This is a genomic window from Robiginitalea sp. (assembly GCF_982776155.1).
In genome coordinates this window covers 79,844-103,815 of record NZ_CEXZKX010000002.1, presented here as the reverse complement: position 1 = coordinate 103,815, position 23,972 = coordinate 79,844, and the positions used below count along the sequence as shown (strand labels likewise).

Annotated in this window: 18 protein-coding genes; 11 read left to right on the top strand and 7 right to left on the bottom strand. The window is 57.1% G+C overall.

The window, feature by feature from the left end; genetic code table 11:
• Position 1: 1 nt before the first annotated feature.
• Positions 2 to 211, bottom strand: coding sequence for a hypothetical protein (locus tag AC3DKS_RS03965; RefSeq protein ID WP_474730754.1), 210 nt, complete (start codon positions 209 to 211; stop codon positions 2 to 4).
• Positions 212 to 289: 78 nt separating this feature from the next.
• On the opposite strand from AC3DKS_RS03965, the gene AC3DKS_RS03960 reads away from it, so the two are divergent.
• Positions 290 to 802 (top strand): helix-turn-helix transcriptional regulator, encoded by a 513-nt coding sequence (locus tag AC3DKS_RS03960; RefSeq protein WP_474730752.1) that lies wholly within the window; start codon positions 290 to 292, stop codon positions 800 to 802.
• Here the strand turns inward: AC3DKS_RS03960 and AC3DKS_RS03955 are convergent.
• Together AC3DKS_RS03955 and AC3DKS_RS03950 are read right to left on the bottom strand one after the other, a co-directional pair.
• Positions 799 to 984, bottom strand: coding sequence for a hypothetical protein (locus tag AC3DKS_RS03955; protein WP_474730749.1), 186 nt, complete (start codon positions 982 to 984; stop codon positions 799 to 801). The genes AC3DKS_RS03960 and AC3DKS_RS03955 overlap by 4 nt on opposite strands.
• Positions 971 to 1,513 (bottom strand): hypothetical protein, encoded by a 543-nt coding sequence (locus AC3DKS_RS03950; protein ID WP_474730746.1) that lies wholly within the window; start codon positions 1,511 to 1,513, stop codon positions 971 to 973. Before AC3DKS_RS03950 ends, AC3DKS_RS03955 begins: the two co-directional genes overlap by 14 nt.
• Before the next feature lie 998 nt (positions 1,514 to 2,511).
• Between AC3DKS_RS03950 and dinB the strand changes: the two genes are divergently transcribed.
• The 4 genes from dinB (at position 2,512) to AC3DKS_RS03930 (ending at position 9,418) form a co-directional block, all read left to right on the top strand.
• Entirely contained in the window at positions 2,512 to 3,726 is a 1,215-nt protein-coding gene (gene dinB, locus AC3DKS_RS03945) for a DNA polymerase IV (RefSeq protein WP_272606728.1), read from the top strand.
• Positions 3,727 to 3,802: 76 nt separating this feature from the next.
• A complete protein-coding gene (locus AC3DKS_RS03940; protein WP_272606727.1) occupies positions 3,803 to 6,901 on the top strand; it encodes a DNA polymerase III subunit alpha in 3,099 nt (1,032 codons plus the stop codon).
• A 187-nt stretch (positions 6,902 to 7,088) separates the two neighbouring features.
• Positions 7,089 to 8,279 carry a pyridoxal phosphate-dependent aminotransferase gene (locus tag AC3DKS_RS03935; protein ID WP_272606726.1) on the top strand — a complete coding sequence of 397 codons (1,191 nt, stop codon included), beginning with the start codon at positions 7,089 to 7,091 and terminating at the stop codon, positions 8,277 to 8,279.
• Between the two features lie 23 nt (positions 8,280 to 8,302).
• Positions 8,303 to 9,418, top strand: coding sequence for an AEC family transporter (locus AC3DKS_RS03930; protein ID WP_272606725.1), 1,116 nt, complete (start codon positions 8,303 to 8,305; stop codon positions 9,416 to 9,418).
• Between the two features lie 54 nt (positions 9,419 to 9,472).
• On the opposite strand, the gene xylA is transcribed toward AC3DKS_RS03930, so the two are convergent.
• Together xylA and AC3DKS_RS03920 are read right to left on the bottom strand one after the other, a co-directional pair.
• A complete protein-coding gene (gene xylA, locus AC3DKS_RS03925; RefSeq protein WP_272606724.1) occupies positions 9,473 to 10,798 on the bottom strand; it encodes a xylose isomerase in 1,326 nt (441 codons plus the stop codon).
• Positions 10,795 to 12,288: a xylulokinase gene (locus tag AC3DKS_RS03920; protein WP_012813830.1), complete on the bottom strand. Its 1,494-nt coding sequence runs from the start codon at positions 12,286 to 12,288 to the stop codon at positions 10,795 to 10,797. The genes xylA and AC3DKS_RS03920 overlap by 4 nt, the downstream gene beginning before the upstream one ends.
• Before the next feature lie 218 nt (positions 12,289 to 12,506).
• Here AC3DKS_RS03920 and AC3DKS_RS03915 point away from each other — a divergent pair, with 218 nt between their 5' ends.
• The 6 genes from AC3DKS_RS03915 (at position 12,507) to AC3DKS_RS03890 (ending at position 21,400) form a co-directional block, all read left to right on the top strand.
• Positions 12,507 to 14,807: an alpha-glucuronidase family glycosyl hydrolase gene (locus AC3DKS_RS03915; RefSeq protein ID WP_272606723.1), complete on the top strand. Its 2,301-nt coding sequence runs from the start codon at positions 12,507 to 12,509 to the stop codon at positions 14,805 to 14,807.
• 36 nt (positions 14,808 to 14,843) lie between these two features.
• Positions 14,844 to 15,584: an SDR family NAD(P)-dependent oxidoreductase gene (locus tag AC3DKS_RS03910; protein WP_012813828.1), complete on the top strand. Its 741-nt coding sequence runs from the start codon at positions 14,844 to 14,846 to the stop codon at positions 15,582 to 15,584.
• 52 nt (positions 15,585 to 15,636) lie between these two features.
• On the top strand, positions 15,637 to 16,842 hold the full coding sequence (uxuA, locus tag AC3DKS_RS03905; protein WP_272606722.1) for a mannonate dehydratase: 1,206 nt from the start codon (positions 15,637 to 15,639) through the stop codon (positions 16,840 to 16,842).
• 42 nt (positions 16,843 to 16,884) lie between these two features.
• On the top strand, positions 16,885 to 17,334 hold the full coding sequence (locus tag AC3DKS_RS03900; RefSeq protein WP_272606721.1) for a DUF4231 domain-containing protein: 450 nt from the start codon (positions 16,885 to 16,887) through the stop codon (positions 17,332 to 17,334).
• Positions 17,335 to 17,399: 65 nt separating this feature from the next.
• A complete protein-coding gene (locus AC3DKS_RS03895; RefSeq protein ID WP_272606720.1) occupies positions 17,400 to 18,944 on the top strand; it encodes a toll/interleukin-1 receptor domain-containing protein in 1,545 nt (514 codons plus the stop codon).
• Positions 18,944 to 21,400, top strand: coding sequence for an nSTAND1 domain-containing NTPase (locus tag AC3DKS_RS03890; RefSeq protein ID WP_272606719.1), 2,457 nt, complete (start codon positions 18,944 to 18,946; stop codon positions 21,398 to 21,400). Before AC3DKS_RS03895 ends, AC3DKS_RS03890 begins: the two co-directional genes overlap by 1 nt.
• Positions 21,401 to 21,429: 29 nt before the next feature.
• On the opposite strand, the gene AC3DKS_RS03885 is transcribed toward AC3DKS_RS03890, so the two are convergent.
• Both AC3DKS_RS03885 and AC3DKS_RS03880 read right to left on the bottom strand, forming a co-directional pair.
• A complete protein-coding gene (locus tag AC3DKS_RS03885) occupies positions 21,430 to 21,621 on the bottom strand; it encodes a hypothetical protein (RefSeq protein WP_041327374.1) in 192 nt (63 codons plus the stop codon).
• A gap of 48 nt (positions 21,622 to 21,669) precedes the next feature.
• Complete coding sequence (locus AC3DKS_RS03880) at positions 21,670 to 23,958, bottom strand: caspase family protein (RefSeq protein ID WP_272606717.1); 2,289 nt, start codon at positions 23,956 to 23,958, stop codon at positions 21,670 to 21,672.
• Positions 23,959 to 23,972 lie beyond the last annotated feature (14 nt).

Below are 23,972 nucleotides of genomic sequence, written 5' to 3'. Positions count from 1 at the left end.
CTCAAACATGTGTCTGTTCCTTTTCGGGGTTGATACCTTCCAATACCTTGATGATTGCGTGGGCGTCTGTGAGAATGGCTCGCGCCATTTCGGTATTGGCGGCTCGTTGTCCGGACAGCACCAAACCGACGTAGGCTCGGGTGCAATTGTACTTATCTGCAAGACTCTGCTTGTTGATTTTTTTGGCTTGCTCTGTTGTGAGGCACTCCATTTTTTGTATGTTTGTTTGCATTGATTAACAAAAGAAGTGAATAATATTCACATTCGCAAGCCAACTAAGCCTTAAAAAGTGAATTTTAACAACTATTTCGCGGATAATCTTCGCTATCTCCTGAAATCAAAGGGGAAGACGCAAGGGTGGTTGGCAGAAAAAATTGGGAAGGATCGTACCAGTATTGGCGCGTACGTAAACCGAAAAAGCATTCCAGATCAGAACCTTACCATTGAAATTGCCCATATTTTGGGAGTAAGCCTGGATGATTTACTTCTCCAGGATATGACAAGTGAGCAATACTCACATATCAAAAGGCCATCTGCGCTTGAGTTCAATTTGGAAGGGGTGAAACCCGACGGCCCCGAAGTCCGAGTATTTGATGCTGTAACCAAATTGGTTGAAGAAATCGCCAAGGTCACCAATAGCGAACTCCGCAAGGAAATGGAGGATATGCGTGAACTGTTGCGCGAAGGGGTTTTAAAGAAAGCAGATCGGGAGCGCCTGGAGTACATCTACAACACGCTAAAGAAGGCAGAGCTCAGCAATGCCCTGGCGAAGACTCAGCAAAAACTACAGGGAAATTCCTAGGAAAGCAGGGGTAATATCTGCTGGAGGATTTCGTTACCTCCATACTCTTCTCTCTCCAGGCGTTCAAATTCCTTACTGACCTCTCCGCTTATAGCCTGGAGCTCCGCACTGGTGATTTCGCCATCATCGTATCTACGATTGGCTTCCTTGATGGTCAAAATAAGCCGGTCAATCGGTGTCATTGTCTCTCTTGATTTTAAAGGCGGCTTCGACCAAGTTTTCCAGTAATGTCATCCGGTCGTTTCGAGCAATTCGTGATTTATAGAGGTAGTAATGTAGCAGGGCGGCTACTAAGGTGGCCAAAATAGTGGCTCCCGCCGCATAGATGTGTAAAAGCCAGTCATCCCACCTGAGCCCCGGATCGTATATCCAATAGATCTGGATGAAATACATGTAGAAAGGAACGATATAACTGACTCGATAAGCTCTTAATTGGGCTGCAATCAGTAGGAAAATAGGGGAAAGGGTTTGGGTAAGTACCCAGATGTAGGTTTGAGTGTCTTTAAAGCCATGCGTGTTGTCCAAGGTGAAATCATCGGGAAGTATCTTGTCGGAGATAAGCATGATCCCCGACAAGACTACCACCACACTACCGATCAGGCTAATTACCGCCCTGGCTACCGGGTCGCTCCACCTTCTCTTTGTCAACACCGTCTCCTCCCTGGTCTCCAGGTCGTTCGATTTTTGTTTTGTCGACTCCTCGGATTTCATACTCGCTGTCTGTTGATTTTTCGCAAGCCGTAGCTGCCAAGCCCATTACTACCAGGGCAATAACTAAACCAATTTTGGAACTGATACGTTTCATTGTGCTAATTTTTAGGTGTTTACCCAAAATTAGAACAACGATATATCCCTGCATGAGTGAATTGGGGGAAGGTATTCACAGGGATATTAACAAAAGTGAGGTATTCTAGCATCTTTTCATGCTATAAAAACCATAATATTTCTATGGTTTTCCTGGTAAATGGGTATCTGGTTATCAAAGCTCCAGCCAGGTAAGGAAAATGTGAATCAAAATCGCGGGGAAATCATACCCGCCAAATCGTACAGGTCAGTACAAATCGTACACGACAAAATACAAATCTCCACACTCTCATATCTGTCGAAAATCGTAACTAACTGATAATCAGTGACGAGATTTTTCAATACTTCATTTCTTTAACATTTCCTTATGAAATAAGGGGGGTCGTTTTAACACTTTTCGCTGCATTTTACCCCCCATTTTAAGAAATAAGGGGGGTCGTTTTAACACTTTTCAAACACGGATTTGACTGCCCTATTGACTGCCCTATTGACTGCCCTATCCAAAAATGTAAATTGAATAGTACCAATAGGGCAGTCATTGAAAGAAACAAAACAGGGTTAATTTTGCGGCGAAATAAGACCTTTTGAGGCCCCGAAATTCAACGGATGGGGGGAATGAAGGGGGTTTCCTTTGGGATGCTCAGAGCGGATTCAAAGGTATTCAAGCAGAATGTACGATTCAATTTTCCTGGGCTGATGCCCGTTTTCGCTCGAAACGCCCGTTTTTATTGGCGTTTTCGCTTTTTTATGCTATATGTTAAAAATGTACTATTCATTTTACGGGCCCTAAACCTAACCCCCCGCCCTGCAGCGCCCCGGCATTTTTAACAATATATACTTTGGAATAATTCCATAAAAACGGAAAATATCCATAAATTAGCTTCCCTCTTTTTTTGAGAAACGCTATGCAAAAAACCATTCTACACCTGGACCTGGACACCTTTTTTGTCTCGGTGGAACGCAAGCTGGACAGTCGCCTGAAAAACAAGCCGATCCTGGTGGGCGGGCTCAGCGACCGGGGCGTGGTGGCGGCCTGCAGCTACGAGACCCGGGGGTACGGGGTGCATTCGGGCATGCCCATGCGGATGGCCCGGGAACTCTGCCCGGAGGCGGTGATCATCCGGGGCAATGCGGGTACCTACAGCAAACACTCGGACGAGGTCACGGACATCATCAGGGAACAGGTGCCCCTGTTCGAAAAGTCGAGTATCGACGAGTTCTACGCGGACCTGTCCGGCATGGACCGGTTTTTTGGTTGCTACCGCTATGCCTCCGAACTCCGGCAGCGCATCATCCGGGAATCCGGCCTGCCCATTTCCTTCGGGCTTTCGGTGAACAAGGTAGTGTCCAAGGTGGCCACGGGGGAGGCGAAGCCCAACAACCAGCTCAAGATCGATTTCGGGTACGAGAAGCCTTTCCTGGCCCCCCTGTCCATCAAGAAGATCCCGATGGTGGGGGACAAGACCTACCAGACGCTCCGCAACCTCGGGCTGCGGCAGGTCCGGACCCTGCAGGAAATGCCCCTCGATGTGGTGCAGCGGGTGCTGGGCGCCAATGGCACGGTCATCTGGAAGCGCGCCAACGGTATCGACAACCGCCCGGTCATCCCCTTCTGCGAGCGGAAGTCGATTTCCACCGAGCGCACCTTCGACCGGGACACCATCGACGTGGTGCGCCTGCGCGGCATCCTCACCGCCATGACCGAGAACCTGGCCTTCCAGCTCCGGCGGGGCGGCAAGCTCACCGCCTGCGTCACGGTCAAGCTGCGGTATTCGGACTTCAACACGTATTCCCGGCAGCTGCGCATCCCGTATACCTCTGCAGACCACATCCTGATCCCCCGGGTGATGGACCTGTTCGAAAGGCTCTACGACCGGCGGCTTTTGGTGCGCCTGATCGGGGTCCGTTTCAGCCACCTGGTGCCGGGGAATTACCAGATCGACCTGTTCGACGACACCCAGGAAGCCCTGAATTTGTACGCGGCCATGGACCGCATCCGGGAGCGCTTCGGGGACAAGAGCGTCCTGCGGGCCTCGGGGATGGGGGCCCGGACCATCGGCCGGATGCAGAACCCGTTTAACGGGCAGCCGCCGACGGTGCTGGCGCATCGGAAACAGTAGTTGATTTGAAGATTTGCCGATTTGAAGATTTGAAGATGGGGATTCGGGAGCCAGCCCGTGATTTGGAATTTGAAACATGTATTTGAACTGCCATACATACTACAGCCTCCGCTACGGCACCTTTTCCGAGGTGGACCTGCTGGAACTCGCCCGGGAAAACGGGGTGTCCTGCCTGGCGCTGACGGATATAAACAACACCTCGGCGGGGTTGAATTTTGTGCGTCGGGCACCGGAGTTCGGGGTGCGGCCCCTGCTGGGCATCGATTTTCGGAACGGGGTGGAATCCTGCTTTGTCGGGTTGGCGAAGAACAACCGGGGCTACATGGAACTCAATGCCTTCCTCTCGGACCACCTGCACGGAAAACGCCCGCTCCCGGAGCGGGCGCCGGCCTTTTCGGACGCGGTGGTCATCTACCCCTTTGAGCGGGTGCTGCTGGCAGAACTCGGGGATTTTGCACCCCACGAATACATCGGCATCTCGGTCCGGGACTTAAGAAGGCTGCCTTTCTCCCACCTGGTCGAACGCCGGGACCGGCTGGTGGTGCTGCAACCCGTCACCTTCCGCAACAAACGGGATTTTAACGCGCACCGGCTGCTCCGGGCCATCGACAACAACGCGCTGCTGAGCAAGCTGCCGGAGTCCGAACAGGCCCATCCGGAAGACTGTATGTATGCGTTGCCCAACCTGGCCGAGGTATTTGCCGAGTACGCCTTTATCCTGGAGAATACCCGGGCGCTGATGGAAAGCTGCAGCATCCACTTCGATTTCTCGGAAAACCGCCAGCCCCAGAACCTGGACACCTACACGGGCAGCCGGGAGGAGGACGAGGCGTTGCTGGAGCGGCTCTGCGAGGAGGGCATGCCTTACCGGTACAGCGCCCCCGGCCCGCAGATCCGAAAGCGGCTGGCCAAGGAGCTCGAACTGATCCGGGCCAAGGGGTTTGTCTCCTATTTCCTGATCAACTGGGACATTGTCAGCGAAGCCCGCCGCCGGGGGTTTTTCTACGTGGGGCGGGGGAGCGGGGCCAACAGCATCGTCGCCTACCTGCTGCGCATCACGGATGTGGACCCCATTGAGCTGGACCTGTATTTTGAACGGTTCATCAACCTGTTCCGCACAAACCCCCCGGATTTCGATATCGACTTTTCCTGGAGGGACCGGGAAGCGATTACCCGGTATATCTTTGACCGCTTTCAGCACGTGGCCCTGCTGGGGACGTACGTGACTTTCCGGGAACGGGGGATTATCCGCGAACTCGGGAAGGTATTCGGGCTGCCCAAGGCGGAGATCGACCAGCTCTGCGACGGGTCGTACGAGTCTTCCCGCCTGGACGGGGTGGCCCGGCTCGTGCTCCGCTACGGACAGCTGATCCGGGGGATGCCAAATTACCTGAGCGTCCACGCAGGGGGCATCCTGATCGCAGGGAAGCCGATCCACTGGTTTTCCGCCACCCACCTGCCGCCCAAGGGCTTTGCCACCACCCAGTTCGACATGGTCATTGCCGAAGATGCGGGCCTCTACAAATTCGACATCCTGGCCCAGCGCGGCCTGGCCAAGATTAAGGAAGCCCTGGAGATTGCACGGCAGAACCAGCCGGAGGCAACCCGGGGGGTGGATATCCACGATATCCGCAAAATCAAGGAAGACCCCGCGGTCAATGAGCTGATCCGGTCTGCCCAGTGCATGGGGTGCTTTTACGTGGAGTCCCCGGCCATGCGCATGTTGCTCAAAAAGCTGGAGGTGGACAACTACCTGGGGCTGGTGGCGGCGAGTTCCATCATCCGGCCCGGGGTTTCCAAAAGCGGGATGATGCGGGAATACATCCTGCGCCACCGGGATCCGGAGCGGGTGAAACAGGCCCACCCGGTTTTGCTGGACATCATGCCGGACACCTACGGGGTGATGGTCTACCAGGAGGACGTGATCAAGGTGGCCCACTACTTTGCCGGGCTCAGCCTGGGCGAGGCCGATGTGCTCCGCCGGGGCATGAGCGGGAAATTCCGCTCGCGCGAGGAGTTTGAGCGCGTCAAAGCGGCGTTTGTAGCCAATTGCCGCAGGAAGGGGTACGCCGAATCCCTGATCTCGGAAATCTGGGAGCAGGTGGCCAGTTTTGCCGGCTATGCCTTTGCCAAGGGGCATTCGGCCTCCTATGCGGTGGAGAGTTACCAGAGTTTGTTCTTGCGGGCGTATTTCCCCCTGGAGTACCTGGTGGCGGTACTCAACAACGGGGGTGGCTTCTACCGGCCGGAATGCTATGTACACGAGGCGCGGATGCTCGGGGCCCGGGTCCACCCGCCCTGTATCAACCGCTCCGGGGTGGCCAACCGGATCGAAGGGGCCGACATTTACCTGGGGCTCATGTACCTGCGGGAACTGGAGGGCCGGGTCATGGACCGGATTGTCAGGCAGCGGCAGCTCGGGGGGGCATTTTCGGACCTGGAAGATTTCCTGGACCGGGTCCCTATTTCCATCGAGCAACTCAGCATCCTGGTCCGTATCGACGCCTTCCGCAGTACAGGGGCCGAGAAGCACCGGTTGCTATGGAAGGCGCACCTGCTGCTTTCCAGGGGGGGCGTTGCGGACCACCCGCGCCTGTTTCCGCCCCAGCAGACAAAGTTCCGCATCCCCAGCCTGCACGGCACGGAACTGGAAACCGCCTTTACCCAGATGGAATTGCTGGGCTTCTGTCTCTGCAGCCCCTTTGACCTGCTGGAGGAGCCGCCGGCCAACCGGAACGGCTGCAGGCATTTCCCGGAATACATGGGGCGGTATATCGACATCTACGGGTATTTGGTGACGGTCAAGAACACAAAGACCCACAACGGGAAGCGCATGCACTTTGCCACTTTTATAGACCTGTACGGGGAGGTGTTCGACACGGTGCTGTTCCCGCCGGTGGCGGCCAGGTACCGCTTCCGGGGCCGGGGCATCTACCGCTCCTATGGCAAGGTGGTGAGCGAATTCGGGTTCCTGAGCCTCGAGGTGCTCCGGATGGAGAAGCAGGGTTACATACCGGACCCCCGCTATGCCGATATGAAGACGGCTGCCAAACGCCTCTCGCTCCGGCAGCAAGAGGACGCGTTGGCAAAAAGCGAAGGGAAAAGCCAACCGGAAAGCCAACCGGAAAGCCAGCCGGAAAGCGAACCGGGGAGGCCCCGGGCCAAAGGCTCCTGAACGGCGATGGCCCAAATTCCCAACCGCGGAATTTTACCCCCCTAAAATTACCAGTTTGACAAATTCGGGCAGCCCGCTTCCCGAACCCCGTAAAAATGAAAGGAATTTTCGCCGGCCCCCGGATTTTTATGGAACTTAACCTATCAGCACGAACCAAAACCCTGTCAAAACCGCTAATCACAACCTCATGAAACCACGTACCTTCAACCGCCGGGACTGGATGCGCACCACTGTTCTTACGGCCGGTGGGATCGGGATGATCCCGGTCTCCGGTCTCTGTGAAACGCCCCGCGCCCCACTGCAGATAAACCCGGCCGGGGAAGCCCTTTACAGTCCGTTCTTCCGGGAATACCTGCCCAAAGCGCCCCGCCCAACTGCCCTGGCAGCCAAGTTGAATGCCAACGAAAACCCCTACGGCCCGTCGGCCAAAGCCCGGGAGGCACTCGGTGCTGCCGCGGCCAACGGCAACCGCTACGCCTGGCGGGATCTCATGGGCCTGATTGACTCCATTGCGGAACTCGAAGGGGTAGCACCCGAAAATATCATTACAGGCCCTGGGTCTTCGGACCTGTTGGAGAAAACCGCCATGGTCTTCTTCCGGGACGGCGGCAACGTGGTCTCCGCCGACCCTTCCTATATGTCCCTGATCCAGGTGGCCAAAGCCTGCGGGGCGGACTGGAAGCCCGTCCCGTTGAAAACCGACTGGTCGCACGATCTGGACGCCATGGAGGCAGCCATAGACGAGCAGACCCGCCTGGTATATATCTGTAACCCGAACAATCCTACGGGAACCCTCACGCCGGCCGATGCTTTGCTCAAGTTCTGCGACCGGGTCGCTGATCAGGTTCCCGTTTTTGTCGACGAGGCCTACCTGGGCTTTTTGGAGCCGGAAGCACGGCAATCCATGGTTTCCCTGGTGGCAAAGGGCAAGAATGTGATCGTAGCCCGCACCTTTTCAAAAATCCACGGGATGGCCGGCCTGCGGGTGGGATATGCCGTGGCCCTGCCCGAAACCCTGGAACGGATCAATGCGATTACCCGAGGCGGGATGGGGATATCCGGCCCGTCCATAGCCGCGGCCGCAGCCAGCATGTCGGACGAGGCATTCCTGGCCGAATGCCGCTCCCTGAATTCCTCGGTGCGCAAACATGTATTCGAGACCTTGCAGGAACTCGGCCACCAACCGGTTCCTTCCTACACGAGTTTTATGATTTTCCCTATCGAGATGGAAGGGCGTGAATTCCTCAGCAGGATGACTGCATTGGATGTAGGGGTACGGGCATTCCGGTTTATGGACCAGAATTGGTGCCGGGTGAGTATGGGTACGCGTGCAGAAATGGACCTGTTCCTGGATGCTGTCCGGAAGACCCTTGTTTAATAGCCCCAACGCAACCGCCTGATATGGATCCAGCCCTACAACGGACCTTGGAATTGCTGCTGATTGTTGGCGTCGGCCTGTTGCTGCAGAAACGCCTGGCCGGGCGGCAGCAATTGGAAGGAATCAAACTGATCATCCTGAATGTGGCCCTGCCGGCAACCATCTTCCTGGCGCTACTAAAAGTGGAACTCAAACCCGGCCTGCTCCTCCTGCCGGGCCTGGCACTGGCCTTTAACCTGGCGATGTTCCTGGCAGTGCGGTACGCACTCCCGCTATTTGCCCCCCGACACGGGGCTCCTCAGCGGCGGACGCTGGCCCTGATGCTGCCCTCTTTGGCGCCCGGGTTGTCCTGTTACCCGTTTATTATGGCCTACATGGATGAATCGAGCCTTGCCCTGGCGGCCCTGGCGGATGTGGGCAACAAATTTTTCGGGCTGATCCTCCTCTACCTGCTGGCCATGCACTGGTACCACCAGGGGGGACGTCCCACCGACCGGAAGGCCCCGGTTGCAAAAAAGTTGAGGGGACTTTTCCTCTCATTGGTGCGAGAACCTATCAACCTCGTAATTGGCACCGCCATTATTTTGTTGATCGCAGGGCTGAATCTGGAAAGCCTGCCCGGTTTTATAGCCGCTGCCATAAATCGTTTCAGTGTGATGATGGTAGCCCTGGTGTTGCTGTTTATCGGGATGGCAGTACGCGTGAGTTTATCTGATCTGCGCACGATCGCCTTACTGCTGAGTTGGCGATCCGGGTTGGCCCTGTTGTTCTCGTCATTGATGTTGCTGCTGTTGCCGGCCCTTACCCCGGCCCTGGCATTGCTCGTCATTGTTTTTCCGCAAAGCTCCTGCAGTTTCTGGCCCTATGCGCACATGCACCTGGTGTCGGAACGGGAAAAGGCGGAAACCCGCACCCAGCCTACTTTCGACAACGGTTTTGCCGTGAACCTGCTGGCGTGCTCCCTGCCGTTCTCAAGCGGTATGATCCTGTTGCTGTTCAATTTTTCCGAAACCCTGGCGCATACCTGGGTGCTGGCCACTGCCGGGTTGACCCTCGTGGCCCTTTCACTTCTTCCGCGTATTTGGCAGGTGGCCCTGCGGAAACTGCGCAGCGCAATCCCCGAGAATGTCATGCCCTGAGGCTCCGGAAACTGATTGCCTCCAAACCTCCGGTGCAGCCCTTTTCCGGGATTTTCAGATAAATTGGTTGATAATGTTTTCGTAGAGTTCCTGCCGGCCGCTCGTCCGCGGGATATCCTGGTTCGCTCCTGCAAATTTGTGGAGGTCCTCCAGCGACAGTTTGCCCGCTTCGAATTCGGCACCCTTCCCGCTGTCAAAGGACGCGTAGCGATCCTTCCGCATTTTCAGGAAGTCCGATTGGGTCCGCACCGCATGCGCGGCCAGCAGCGCCCTTGCAAACGCATCCATCCCGCCGATGTGGGCATAGAAGATGTCTTCCAGGTCTGTGGAATTCCTGCGGATCTTGGCGTCGAAATTCACGCCTCCTCCCTGGAAGCCCCCGGCTTCGAGGATCACGAGCATCGCCTGGGTAAGTTCGTACACATCTACCGGGAACTGGTCGGTGTCCCAGCCGTTCTGGTAATCGCCCCGATTGGCATCGATACTGCCCAGCAGGCCGTTGTCCGCTGCCACCTGCAATTCGTGCTCAAAGGTGTGCTGTGCCAGGGTGGCGTGGTTCACTTCGATATTCAGCTTAAAGTCGTCCAGCAGGTCGTACTTGCTCAAAAAGGCCAGGACGGTGGCTGAGTCAAAATCGTACTGGTGTTTGGTGGGCTCCATGGGCTTCGGCTCGATAAAGAAGACCCCTTTAAAGCCCTGCTTCCGGGCATAGTCGCGGGCCATATGCAGGAACCTGGCCATGTGGTCCTGTTCCCGTTTCATGTCCGTATTGAGCAGGGACATATAGCCTTCGCGTCCCCCCCAGAACACGTAATTTTCCCCATCCAGTTTGATGGTGGCGTCCAGGGCGTTTTTAACCTGGGCCCCGGCTGCGGCCAGTACTTTGAAATCCGGGTTCGTGGCGGCCCCGTTCATGTACCGCGGGTTGCCGAAGCAATTGGCAGTGCCCCAGAGCAACTTTACCCCGGAGGCGTCCATCTTTTCCCGGGCGTAGTCCGTGATGATGTCCAGGCGACGTTCCGATTCGGCCAGGGTGGGCCCCTCGGCGATCAGGTCGTAGTCGTGAAAACAGTAATAGGGCGCGCCAATCTTGGTGATAAACTCAAAGGCCGCGTCCATTTTGTCCTTGGCCTGCTGCACGGGGTCTGAATTTTCGAGCCATGGGAATTGTTGGGTGGGCGCCCCGAATGGATCGGCCCCGAGCCCGGTGAACGTATGCCAGTAGCAAACCGCAAACCGGAAGTGTTCCTTCATGGTCTTGTCGCCGACTTTTTGGTTTTCGTCGTAGTATTTAAAGGCCAGGGGATTGTCGGACTCCTTGCCTTCGAATGGGATCTTCCCGATATTTTTGAAGTATTCTTTGTCTCCGGTGGTAATCATGGTTTGTGTTGTTTTAGGATGTTATTCAGTTCGTTTTTCCAGTCGGCATAAGCTTCCCGGTACGGCTCCGTGCCAGCCAATGGGGCGTATTCCAGTTGTACCTTGTCGGTAGCCGTGGCTTCGGACATGGAGCCGAATGCCCCGGCGGCCACTGCAGCAGCCCGCGCAGCCCCCACTGCCCCGGTAGTGGCCACCATTTGGATGGTGGCGCCCGTAAGCGTCGCGATGGTCTCAGCAAATGTCCGGGCCCGGAACAGGTTGTCGTTCCCGGCTTTTATCCTGCCCAGGCCCACCCCGTCTGCGGCCATAATTTCCATACCGTAGACAAACGAAAAGGCAATGCCTTCCAGGGCGGCCCGGTACAGGTGGCTCCGGGTGTGCGTGTTAAAATTCAGGCCCTGGATCCGCGCCCCCACCCGGGCATTGCCCAGCATGCGCTCGGCGCCGTTGCCGAACGGGTAAATGCGCAGGCCCTGGCAGCCAACGGGAATTTCGGAGGCCAGTTGGTTCATCTCCGGGTAGCTGGCATTTGGGGATACTTGCTGCTGCATCCAGCTGTACTGGATGCCCGTGCCGTTGATACAGAGGAGTTTGCCGATTCGGGGGGCCTTCCGGGTGTGGTTTACATGGGCAAAATTGTTGACCCGGTTCATCTCCCGGGTCCGGGTGGCATCTGTCACGGCGTAGACTACCCCGGACGTGCCTCCGGTGGCTGCTACATCCCCGGGCTGCATAACATCCAGGGAGAGGGCGTTGTTGGGTTGGTCCCCGGCCCGGTACAGGATGGGGATCCCCTCGGGCAGCCCGGTTTCCCGGGCACCGGCTTCGCTAAGTGTCGCCTGGACGCCGAAAGTTGGGACGATCTCGGGCAGCAAATCCGGGCTAATCCCTGCTTTTTCCAGGAGCCATCCGGCCGGCTGGTCGTCCCGGAAGTCCCACATAATGCCTTCGGACAGGCCCGATGCCGTAGTGGTCGCGTTCCCGGAGAATCGCAGGGCGATGTAATCCCCAGGCAACATGATTTTATGGATTTGACTGAATACGTCGGGTTGGTTGTCCCGTACCCAGACCAGTTTGGACAGGGTGAAATTCCCCGGGCCGTTCAGCAGGCGTTCCCTGCAGGCTTCCTCGCCTGCCAGGTCCAGGAGTTTTTCCCCGGCCCCCACCGCGCGGCTGTCGCACCAGATGATCGAAGGGCGCAACGGACGCAGGGATGCATCTACTACCACCAGACCGTGCATCTGGTAGGAGATTCCGATGCCCCGGATTGCTTTGGGGTCGATACCGGGCATTTTCAGGAGTTCTGCTGTGGCGAGGCGCACCTGCTCCCACCAGAGGTCCGGGTCCTGTTCGCCCCATCCGGGCTGGGGGGAGTCAATGGGCATTTCCTTTTTGGGATACTGGACCCGGGCCACTTCGGAACCATCGGCGTCGGAAACCAGGGCAGCTTTTACGGAAGAACTCCCGATATCATATCCAATCCAGTACATTGTTTGTGCAGGGCGTGTTTGATTATTTCCCCGGGGGAATCCCCGATTTGGCTTTTGGGCCCGTTAAAATCCGTATATAATCTGAATTCCCCAAATCCGCGGGCAAAATTTTCAATAGGGGCCGACCCTGTTTTGGGTGGATAAATCCCCCCTGGCAGACTCCGGGATAATTGCAGCAAAAATTCCTTAAATTTCGGAATTTGACAGCCCAACCCATTATGAAGTTTACCAGCATCCGACCGGCACCTCCGGTATTTACCCTCCTGATCCTTTTTTTCCTGTTTTCAGGCCAGGTCCTCCCAAAGCCCGGGGCCAGCGATTCGCGGGAACCGCACCTGGCCGATACCGCCAGGTGTTTGCCGGAACCGAACCGGGCCGTTGTGGCGTCGCCGAATCCAATCCCCTGGGGGTATGATCTCTGGCTGAATTTCGAGCCGCTGGACGATGCCCGCCTGAAGGATGCCTATCGGGAAGCCATCACAGGAATGTATATGGAGCCCGTGGGAGCTACCGGGCAAATAGTTTACCGCGAATTGACGGAAGGCCTCGGCAGCATGCTCGAACGGCCCCTGGAATCATTGCCAGCGCCTGCGGGAATGAAATCCGCAGAGGCGGGCCTGCTGCTGGTTGCCACCTGGGACAGGCTGCCCCGCTTTATCCGGGAAATAATGGATCGCCCTGAAATCCCTGCGGAAGGTTTCCTGATCCGGCAAGTCCGGGCCGGGGAGAAAAAGCACCTTGTGCTAACCTCCGGAGATGACGCCGGTTTGCTCTATGGGGCCTACCGGCTCCTCCGGCTGGTGCAAACCCACCAGCCCCTGGATGGCATAGACCTGCTGGACGCGCCGAAGACGAAACTGCGGATGCTCAATCATTGGGACAACCTGGACCGGACAGTGGAACGGGGGTATGCGGGTTTCTCCATCTTCAACTGGCATACGCTCCCGGAGCTGCGGGACCCCAGGTATGCGGATTACGCCCGGGCGAATGCCTCTGTGGGGATCAACGCCACGGCGGTGACCAATGTGAATTCGAATGCGCTCGTACTTACGGCACCGTACATCCGAAAAGCCAAAGCCCTGGCCGATATCTTTCGCCCATACGGGATCCGGCTTTATCTGACAGCGCGGTTTTCGGCCCCCATGGAGATTGGCGGGCTCGAAACTGCCGACCCGCTCGACCCCCGGGTGATTGCCTGGTGGGCGGCCAAAGCGGGAGAATTGTACGCCGAAATCCCGGATTTCGGGGGGTTCCTGGTCAAAGCGAATTCGGAGGGCCAGCCGGGGCCGCAGAATTACGGTCGCTCCCACCGGGAAGGTGCCAACATGTTGGCGGACGCCCTGGCTCCATACGGGGGGAATGTGATCTGGCGGGCCTTTGTCTATTCGGAAGAAGACCCGGACGACCGGGCAAAGCAGGCGTATACGGAGTTTGCGCCCGAGGATGGAAAATTTCGCGAAAACGTTTTGCTGCAGGTAAAAAACGGCCCGATCGACTTCCAGCCCAGGGAGCCCGTCCACCCGTTGTTCGGGGCGATGCCGGAAACCCCGATGCTTGCGGAATTCCAGATCACCAAGGAATACCTGGGCTTTGCCACCCACCTGGTTTACCTCCCCAGGCTGTTCGAGGAAGTCCTTCAAACGGATACGTACAGGGAGGGCCCGGGGTCTACGGTGGCCCGGGTAGTGGACGGCAGCCTGCACGACAAGCCGTTGAGCGGGATGGCCGGGGTAGCCAATATCGGGACGGATATCAACTGGACGGGCCACCCTTTCGGGCAGGCCGACTGGTACGGCTTCGGGAGGCTGGCCTGGGACCCCAACCTGGACAGCGGAGACATTGCCAAGGAATGGATCCGGGCAACTTTCGGGAATAACCCGTTGGTTGTAAGCCGGGTACAGGCCCTGATGATGCGCTCCCGGGAGGCCGTCGTGAATTATATGACGCCCCTGGGGCTTCATCACATATTCGACTCGAGCCACCATTACGGCCCGGGGCCCTGGGTGGACGAACATTCCCGCCCGGAATGGAACCCCGTATACTACCACCAGGCGGATTCGCTGGGTATCGGGTTCGACCGGACTTCCACAGGGAGCAATGCAGTGGCCCAGTACGCCCCGGAACTCGCGGAGCGATACGGGGACCCGGCTACCTGTCCGGAGGAATTCCTGCTGTGGTTCCACCACCTTCCCTGGGACTATAAATTGCGTGACGGACATACCCTCTGGGAGGGCCTCGGGTTGAAGTACCAGGAAGGCATCGACACGGTGTCCGGGATGCTGTCGGACTGGCAGGGGCTGAAGGGCCTGCTACCCGATGCGGCCTACCGGGATGTGGAGATGCGGCTGGGGATCCAGTTGCAGGAAGCGCGGTGGTGGAAGGATGCCTGTATGTTGTACTTCCAGACGTTTTCCGGCAGGGAGTTCCCGGAGGGGATGGAACCTCCGGCACATCCGTTGAACTATTACAAAAACCTGAAATTCCCTTATGCCCCCGGGATTCGCCCGCAATGGGATTGATGCTGGGGCCATTTTATAGATAACAGATTTTACAATATGAAACAGAAAATAGTCATTGTTACCGGCGCAACCTCCGGATTGGGGTATGCCACCGCCAAAAAGTTTTGCCAGGCAGGGCACATTTGCTATGTCCTGGGACGCAACCCGGAGAAAACGCGTAAAACCTGCAAGGAACTCGGGCCGCAAGCCCGGGAACTCGTTTTGGACCTGTCGCGCCTGGAGGATATCCCCGGGGCCGTCCGGCAGGTGCAGGAGGCAGCAGGCCGGATCGACGTCCTGGTGAACAACGCGGGGATCAATATGAAAAAACCCCTGCTGGAGGTCAGTGACGCCGAATTCAACCAAATCCTGCAAACCAACCTGCACAGCGTGTTCTCCATCAGCCGGGAAGCCGGCAAGGTGATGAAGGAACAGGGGCAGGGCAACATCGTAAATATCAGCTCCATGGCTGCCCAATATGGCCTTCCGTATGTGGTGGCGTACTCGGCCAGCAAAACGGCTATCGAGGGGTTGACGCGGGCCATGGCCGTGGAACTGGCGCCTATGGGCATCCGCGTGAATTGCGTTGCCCCGGGATTTATCAAGACCCCGATGACAGCTAAGGCGCTGGACAGCGACCCCCCGCGTAAAGACCGGGTTTTTGCCCGGACCCCGATGGGGGAAATGGGGTTGCCGGAGGACATTGCCGATACCGTGTTTTACCTGGCTTCCGAGGAAGCCCGCTTTATTACCGGGGTGGTCCTGCCTGTGGACGGAGGCAACAGTATCGGTTTCTGAACCCGGTGAATCGGGATTCAGAGTCTGGATGTATCATTAAAGAAAACAACACATGTCAAAAAGTAGCAAGGGGCTGAAAAGAGGTCCTGAGGACTATCGGATGATGCCCTGCATGCGGTGGTACGGGCCGCAGGACGGGGTGAGCCTGACCGCTATCCGACAGGCCGGGGCCGCGGGTATCGTGACTGCCCTCCATCAAATCCCGCCCGGCCAGGTCTGGGAAACCGCTGCCATCCGCGAGCGCCAACGCGTGGTGCGGGAAGCCGGGATGGAATGGGTGGTCGTTGAGAGCCTCCCGGTTTCCGAAGCGATCAAACAGCAAAAAGGCGACTACCTGGACCATATCGCCAATTACCAACAAAGCATCCGGAACCTGGCCGCCTGCGGCATCCGGGTGATCACCTACAATTTTATGCCGGTGCTGGATTGGGTGCGTACTGAACTGGAGCACCCGAACCCGGACGGCACCCGTACCCTCCGTTTTGACCGCGCGGCCTTTGCCTGGTTCGATATCCACAGCCTGGGGCGCCCCGGGGCCGATGCCGATTACGATGCCGGCGTTCGCAAACGGGCGGCAGCACTCGATGATTCGCTGGGCGAGGAGCGCCGCAACCGCATCCGGCGGTCGGTTCTGCAGGGGCTCCCGGGGAGCGACGAGCATTTTACGGAGGCCGCATTGATGGCGTTGCTGGCGGATTATGACCGGATCCCGGAATCCCGGTTGCGGAAGCACCTTATTGAGTTCCTGGAGGCCGTGGTGCCGGTAGCCGAGGCCAGCGGCGCCGTGCTGGCGGTCCACCCGGACGACCCGCCCTATCCGCTGCTGGGGCTCCCCCGTGTGGTATCCGGGCATGATCACCTCCAAAAGCTGTTCGATGCCGTACCGAGTGTTGCCAACGGCCTGTGTTTCTGTACGGGCTCCCTGGGCGCCGGTAAAACGAACGACCTGCCGTCCATGGTAGACGCCTTTGGGGAGCGGATTCATTTTCTCCACCTCAGAAACGTCGCCCACGAGGCAGACGGTGCCTTCCGGGAATCCGACCACCTGGACGGCCATGTCCCGATGGAGGAAGTGGTCTCCCGGCTCCTCCGGCTGATGGCGCGGCGGGGGCTTTCCCTGCCCATGCGGCCCGACCACGGCTTTTTACACGAGCTGGAACACGGCAGCAAGAGCTATCCGGGCTATTCCCTTATTGGACGCCTGAAAGGCCTGGCGGAACTCCGCGGATTGGAAAAGGGGCTGCTATATGCCGGGTGAAATGAAAAGGTGTAACTTGTAACGGGTAATTCTCTCATTGCCATGGAAATGAACGAGGAACAATTTATGCGTGACCGGGTGGACGACCAACTGAACTGGTACCGGAAAAAAAGCACCCGCAACAAGAAGTACCACATGCTGTTCAGCGGCATCATCATCGTTTCGGGTTCGCTGATCCCGCTAGTGGCCGGATATTCCCAGTGGAACAGCCAGTTTGACGGCCTGCTTGTGGCCTGCCTTGGGGTGTTGACGGCAATGGCTACCGGGATTGCCGCCCTCTACAAATTCCAGGAGAAGTGGCTGAGCTACCGGACCGCGGCCGAGGCGCTGCTCCGTGAAAAAATCCTCTATCAAACCCGTACACGGGCCTATGCCGGCAACCGGGAAGCCTACGCCTTGTTTGTCAGCAATGTGGAAGATATCCTCAGCAACGAGAATCGCGGCTGGAACGAAATTATGGCTTCGAGCGGGGCCTCCGAAGCGGGGGGCTGAAAATACCTCTGTAATTCGGATTAATTCATTACCTTACAGAGAACTAACCACCAAACCGTCACTCCATGGCATACGTACCCGGGTACGAGTATGACATCTTTATCAGTTATGCTCATGTAGACAATATTTGTTTTCCGGACCAGGAAGACGGATGGATCAAGCAGTTTTACCAGAACCTCAACCTGATGCTCGCCAGGCAATTCGGCCGGATGGACTCGGTTAAGATTTGGTGGGACACCAAAAAACTGGACGGCAGCGTCCTCTTTGACGACTCCATCGCCGACGGGATTCGGAAATCGGCCATTATCATCTGCCTGGATTCGCCGGGTTATAACGCCTCGGACTATTGCAAACAGGAGCTGGGTACCTTCCGCGATTCTGCCAGTGCGGATAAACTCGGACTCAAGGTGGGCGACCAGTCCCGCATCCTGCATGTGTTGCTGAACAACATTCCCCACGAGAAGTGGCTGGAGCCCCTGAACGGGACCACCGGCTTTCCCTTCCACGATGCCGAAACTGCCGACGACTTTGGCGAAACCGTAGAGACGACATCGCCCAAATTCAAGGCGCAGATGCGCCATGTAAAAAATGCCGTGGCGCGTTTGCTGGAGGCCATGAAGACCCGGTGTGAGGCTCCGGCCAAACTGGCCAGCCAAACCACGAAGCTTGCCGCCGACCCTGCCCAGGCTGAAACCGGGGACGACGATGCGTTTACGATTTTTATGAGCGAAGTCCCCGATACACTGCGCAGCCCGAGGAAGCGCCTGATTGCCGAGCTCGGAAAACGCGGGTACCGCGTGACGTGCGAGATCCCGCCCCCCGATGCATCGGAAGCCCTGAAGGCGGCCACGGAGCAAGCCCTGGCTGAAGCCGACCTGGCGGTAAACCTGCTGGATATTTACCCGGGGCGCGAATTGGTGGACCAACCCGACCTCTGGTACCCGCAGGTACAAACCGAAATATGTTTGCAGTCGCAGACCCCCCAAATGGTTTGGATTCCCAGCGATGCCGAATTTGCCGATATAGAGGAAGGGGAGTACCGGAATTTCCTGACGGCGGTGGAAGCCGGCCAACTCGTGGATAAACAATATGAGTTTATACGGGGAAGCAAAAGTTCCCTGGCCCAGCAGATTGAGGATTACGCCCGGCAGATCCAGGCTCAAAAACCAGTAGAAATGCCATCCGACGGCCGGATGCCCGTACTGTTGGATACCCACGAAAAGGACCATCTCTACGCCCTGGACCTCAGCCGGCTGCTCGTCCAGAAACAAATACTCCCATATATCAACCCCCAGGAAGACGACCCGCTGAAAAACCTCGAAATGCTCGGCAACCGGATGAGCCAGGTGCGCAAACTGATCTTTCTCTATGGGAACGTCTCCAAGGAATGGGTCAAGGAACGCGTAAACGCAGCCCTGCAGCTCATTATGAAGAACAACTATCCGGTGGAGGACTTTTTTATCTATGTGGCCCCGCCGCACAAGGAGGATTCCGATATCGGCATTAACCAGCGGCTGCTGAAGATCAACATGATTGACCAGAGCGACAACCCGAACCTCAACGACGCCGCCATTGAGGAATTCCTCAAGGAACTCAGAATGCCCGCCTGATGTTAGTAGATGTGGAAAACCCCTATGTAGGCCTCCGGCCCTACAACGACGATGAAAGCCTGTTGTTTTTTGGCAGGAAGGAACAAACTATGGACCTGTTGCAACGGCTTCATGCGCACCATTTTGTGGCCGTGGTGGGCAGTTCGGGTTGCGGGAAGTCCTCCCTGCTGCGCGCCGGGCTCATCCCGTCCCTCAAAGCCGGGTACCTGGTGGACGACAGCGACCAATGGATGATCTCCATTATGAAACCCGGGCAGGACCCGATGGGCAACCTGGCGAAATCCCTGCTGGGCGAATTGTACCAGGCCCACGACCCCGACGCCACCAACCAGCTGGTTCAAACCATCGAAGAAGAAGGGGTTGACGCGATCCTCTCCCTGCTGGAACCCCTGTTCCGCGAGCGCAGGACCAATTTTTTTATCCTGGTCGATCAATTCGAAGAACTCTTCCGATTTGCCACGGAGAAAGGGAACCGCAAACGCCGCGACAATGCCATCGATTTTGTCAATATCATCCTGGAGCTCGCCCGGCAGAAGGACCTGCCGGTTTATGTAGTGCTGACCATGCGCTCCGACTTTATCGGCGATTGTGCTGAGTTCCACGGCCTGCCGGAGGCGATGAACCAGAGCCTGTACCTGGTGCCGCGCCTGAACCGCCAACAGCTGAAAATGGTCATCGAGGGCCCCGCAAAGCTTTTTGGCGCCCGGGTAAATTCCGCCCTGAGTTCCAAGTTGCTCAATGAGATGGGGCGGGTCCAGGACGAACTCCCCCTGTTGCAGCACGCCCTGATGCGCATATGGGAATTTGAGACCCGGGAGGATGCCAATGGCGAGATGGACCTGGAGGATTACAAGGCCATCGGAGGCCTGGAAAATGCCTTGTCGAACCATGCCGATGAGGCCCTTAAGACCCTGGACAAAAATGAGTTCCAGGTGGCCAAACAAATGTTCCAGGCGCTCACCACCGTGGATGAACACGGGCGCAAAACCCGGCGCCCGGCCCACTACGGGGAATTGCTGGCACTTACCGGTGCTGAGGAAGCCGTCCTGGACAGGGTGATCCGCGTCTTTATCGAAGGCCGTCGGTCCTTCCTGATGATCGACCAGATGTCCGACAAAAAAGACAATATCATCGATATCTCCCACGAGAGCCTGATCCGGCAATGGAAGCGCCTGGACCGGTGGGTGGAAGAAGAAGGGGAGATGGCTTCCACTTACCTGAAACTCTCACAGGATTACCAGCTCTATGCTGATAAAAAGAAAGACCTGCTCAAAGGGACGGAACTGTCTCTGGCCCGGGACTGGTACGAGCGGTTCCAGCCCACGGAAGCCTGGGCCGAACGCTACAACGCGTTATTTGCGGCATGCCGCGAATATCTCAGGGATAGCGAAAAAGCGGAAAAAAGGGAAAAGAAAATTAAGCGCAACCTCAAGATCGGGATATGGTCCCTGGCAGGGGTGATGGTACTTGCCGCTGTTTATTTTTTCGTCTACCCAATCATTCGGGATTCCCTGGATACGATGAGGACCTACAACGACCTGAAAGCGCAGGCGGTGGCCAGTTTCGAACAACTCCAGGACCAGGACCCGCAGGCTTCCGATGACCCGGAGCAGGCGGGCATTTCCCCCCAGGAGCCCTATCTGAAATTGCTGGAATCCATCGAAAAACAGGGGATTTTTTACCGGGAGGATGCCGTAAGGGCTCAGATAGAAGCCCTTGGCGAAGACCCCGGGGATATCACAACCGGTGCAGAGGAAGCTGCCTACCGGCCCGGAAAAGATGTGGCCGGGAAGTTAAAGGCGGATATGAGTGAATTATGGGTCGATATCCTGGCAAAACTAAAGGACCTCGAGGCCGAACTCGATGAGGAAAACTGGGAAATTGCCGACAGCGAGGGCACGGTGGAGGCGTATACCAATTACCTCCAGGCCGTCGATAAATACAACTTCCCTGAAGTGGCCAAACACCGGGAGGCCGCCCGGGAGAAGCAGGAAGAACTCAGTCAGGACCCCGAGTGGACCCAGGCGCAAACCACCAATACGGCGAATGCGTATCTGGAATACCTGCGAACCCATATCGAAAACGCCGAAGGGAGTACCAAAGAGGACTTGTCTCCCCAGTCCAAAGAAGCCCTGGAACGCATCCGGGCGGTGAGCCGGGTTGGCTGGTTGTTTGCCGGACGCACGCTCACCGATGCGGTGGACGACAATTCCCTGCTGGGGCAGGACCGGGTGTTCGACCTGGTCTTCCGCCTGGGCGAACCGAACGTGGAAAGCAGCCGCCTACCCCGGGTAGAGGATGTGCTGGTGTCCAAAAGCAACCGGGCGGCGTACAATGAATTTACCGGTAATTCGGTCAAGGGGAAGAAAGGGGCCTTTATCCAGAATGGCAACCTGGTTTTGGTCCTGGAACGAAAAATCCTGGGAGATGTCCTGTTTTTAAAAGTTGCCTATTGAATCAGGGCCGCCGCTTTTGAAGTTGCGCCTTAGCGGACCAAATCGTAGGTCTTGCTGAATATTTCCGCATCGATAGGATACATTTCCCCATGCACCCCCACCACCAGCCAGTCGCCGGCTTTCCCCTCCATTACCCCCTCCATGGTTTCCACCCGGAAAGGAACGTCGAGTTGGACGCATCGTATGGGAATCGGTTTTTTGACCGCCTTTTGAAAATCCAAATCGGGAATTTGCCCTTTTTTAAAATATTTCATGCCTTTTGAAATGGTTCAGGAAAGGAAATGCGTTTTGAGGAAGCGGATAAATGCGTCGTCCTCCCTGCGGGTCTCGTGTAATTCGCAATACGCGGCCAGGGCATTCAGGTGGATGGATAATTTCTCCCGTATGCCGGCCTGAGCGGACGCTTTGGCGTAATGGGTTTGCGCCGCCTCCAGGTTGCCCAGGTAGAGGGCTGCCTCTCCCAGGGTGGCCGTTTTCCAGAGGGAATCCGGGGATTTTTCCGCTGCTTCCAGGGCCATCCTGGCAAACTGCTGCATGCTTTCCCGGTCTTCCTCCACCACCAGGGCCAGAAAGGCCAAGTTGATCGCCAGGTAGTAAACCTGGGGGAAATCGTTCTTTTCCCGGGCCGTGTCCAGGGCAATGCCGTAATACACCTGGGCGGTTTCCCCGTCCTTTTTGTTGGGCTTGCGCAGGTAGGCGCGTTTGTACCGGCCCCCGATAATGCCCATCAGGTCGGTGGACCGCTCCGCCTCCGGATGGGACTCCAGAAGCTTCATGGCCTCTTCCCGCCGGTCGAGTCCCTCCAGCGCAAAAACCAATTGCCTGAGCCCCTTGAGCGTCAAAGCCATCGGGTCTTCGCCCAACTCGCGCACCACGGCTTCGTACCGGCCCAAGGCAAGGTTGCGTTCCTGGGCGTCACCGAATTTCCCGAGTGCCTCCGTCCCGGTGAGGAAATCCCGGATCAGCCGGTGTGAAGGCGCATCCGGTCCCCCCGGGCGGACGATTGAGAAGTGGTCGCCATCCAGGGTCACACATGCGGTCTCCGGGAAAGGCCCGAAACAGGATTCCGGCGAAACAAAGGTATCCGAAGAGGCCCCGATGACGCTGAGCGAAAAAGGCAACTTCCCCGCAAACCGGGTTTCCCAGTCTTTCCGCAAACCAGAGATAAAGGGGCCTTCCCGCCGCATTTGCCCGTAGTCCTGGTGCCATTCCGCCTCGAATTCCTCCGGGGCGAGCCCGTTGCTCGGGCACCCCATAAGCACCAGGTGGGATACTTTTTGCAGTGCCTCTTCCCGGACGGACAACAGCGCTTTTTGGGCTACGAGCCCGCCGAGGCCATGGGCGACAATGGCAATGCGGTCGTAGTCGGCAAATTTGTATTTCACGGACGTACAGAAGTAGTCCACGATTCGGTCGATATCCCGGATCCCGCCCCAAACCTGTTTTCCGTGTTCCGGTTCGATAAACTGTGAATACCCAAAGGGTTTCATGTCCCAGCCGTCCAATTCCGGGTCTTCCATAAGCAGGTCCGGCAGGCTCCCGAACGTCCGGGATGCCTCGCCTGTAAAGCCGTGGATAAACAAGATGAGGTTGTTTGCCCCGGGGGTCTCCCGGTAGATGAGCCGGGCCTCATCGGCCTGCGGCCGGCCCGAACCCGGAGCTCCTTTTTCCATGGCGGTTTCACCCGGACCCACTCCTTCTGCGGCCGGGGCAACCTGTCCGAGTCGATTTCCGGGAACCCGGCTCAGGATGAAATTGTCGTACATTTCCAGGTTGACATACGGCTCCTGGCGGATATCGAGGGGCGGATCGCAATCCCGGGCTACCTGTTCGATCGTCTCCGGGACTACCCGCAGGAGATAGCCGGCCACCTCGAGGATGCGCACGTACGGGTCGGTGACCTCGGAAAGGTGGTTGCCTTCCAGGGCCTCCAGCAGGTATTTGGTAAATACGCTGTTTTTATCCCCGTTGAGCTGGTAGGATTCCTGTTCTTCCTTGCAGGATGCGACGATGGAAATTCCTTTTTCGTTGTCCACTTTTTGGGCGAGCCCTTCGAGTTGTTCAAAGTTTTGGCCGCCGGATTCGCCGGCATCCGACGGGGATGCAGTAATCTTAGGCTTTAAACCGCTGGAGGCAATCCCCGTGGCGTGGCAACAATCCATAAAAAAAATGAGCCTCCGGGTGGAGAGGGCGTTGATCCGATCCCGGATTTCCCCGGCCGTTACCCAGGCGGCCGTATATTCCTCGTACTCCATCCCTTCCCGGATCCCGTGGGGCACAAAATGGAATACCCCGTCCAGCACATCCCCGTGCCCCGAGTAGTAGAGGAATACGGATGATTGTTCGTCGGTTCGCTCCGCCAGCGCCTCCAGCGCCTCCAGGATTCCGCTTCGGTCTGCCTTTGCACCCGTTAACAGGGTAACTTGTTCAGGGGGATAGCCGCACCGATCCGGGTCTTTCAGTATACGGGCAACGTCTTCTGCATCCCCGATGGTATCCAGGCCGTCTTCGTAGGCAATACCGATAAGCAGGGCGTGGGCGTTTTTAAGGAGGTCCATAATTTATGTGCTTG

Excerpts from the sequence above, each read along its gene's own strand:
- dinB (WP_272606728.1), top strand. The coding sequence starts at position 2,512 with ATGCAAAAAACCATTCTACACCTGGACCTGGACACCTTTTTTGTCTCG.
- AC3DKS_RS03920 (WP_012813830.1), bottom strand. The coding sequence starts at position 12,288 with ATGTACTGGATTGGATATGATATCGGGAGTTCTTCCGTAAAAGCTGCC.
- AC3DKS_RS03940 (WP_272606727.1), top strand. The coding sequence starts at position 3,803 with ATGTATTTGAACTGCCATACATACTACAGCCTCCGCTACGGCACCTTT.
- AC3DKS_RS03955 (WP_474730749.1), bottom strand. The coding sequence starts at position 984 with ATGACACCGATTGACCGGCTTATTTTGACCATCAAGGAAGCCAATCGT.
- AC3DKS_RS03915 (WP_272606723.1), top strand. The coding sequence starts at position 12,507 with ATGAAGTTTACCAGCATCCGACCGGCACCTCCGGTATTTACCCTCCTG.
- AC3DKS_RS03900 (WP_272606721.1), top strand. The coding sequence starts at position 16,885 with ATGGAAATGAACGAGGAACAATTTATGCGTGACCGGGTGGACGACCAA.
- AC3DKS_RS03950 (WP_474730746.1), bottom strand. The coding sequence starts at position 1,513 with ATGAAATCCGAGGAGTCGACAAAACAAAAATCGAACGACCTGGAGACC.
- uxuA (WP_272606722.1), top strand. The coding sequence starts at position 15,637 with ATGTCAAAAAGTAGCAAGGGGCTGAAAAGAGGTCCTGAGGACTATCGG.
- AC3DKS_RS03880 (WP_272606717.1), bottom strand. The coding sequence starts at position 23,958 with ATGGACCTCCTTAAAAACGCCCACGCCCTGCTTATCGGTATTGCCTAC.
- AC3DKS_RS03895 (WP_272606720.1), top strand. The coding sequence starts at position 17,400 with ATGGCATACGTACCCGGGTACGAGTATGACATCTTTATCAGTTATGCT.
- AC3DKS_RS03910 (WP_012813828.1), top strand. The coding sequence starts at position 14,844 with ATGAAACAGAAAATAGTCATTGTTACCGGCGCAACCTCCGGATTGGGG.
- AC3DKS_RS03935 (WP_272606726.1), top strand. The coding sequence starts at position 7,089 with ATGAAACCACGTACCTTCAACCGCCGGGACTGGATGCGCACCACTGTT.
- AC3DKS_RS03965 (WP_474730754.1), bottom strand. The coding sequence starts at position 211 with ATGGAGTGCCTCACAACAGAGCAAGCCAAAAAAATCAACAAGCAGAGT.
- AC3DKS_RS03930 (WP_272606725.1), top strand. The coding sequence starts at position 8,303 with ATGGATCCAGCCCTACAACGGACCTTGGAATTGCTGCTGATTGTTGGC.
- AC3DKS_RS03890 (WP_272606719.1), top strand. The coding sequence starts at position 18,944 with ATGTTAGTAGATGTGGAAAACCCCTATGTAGGCCTCCGGCCCTACAAC.
- xylA (WP_272606724.1), bottom strand. The coding sequence starts at position 10,798 with ATGATTACCACCGGAGACAAAGAATACTTCAAAAATATCGGGAAGATC.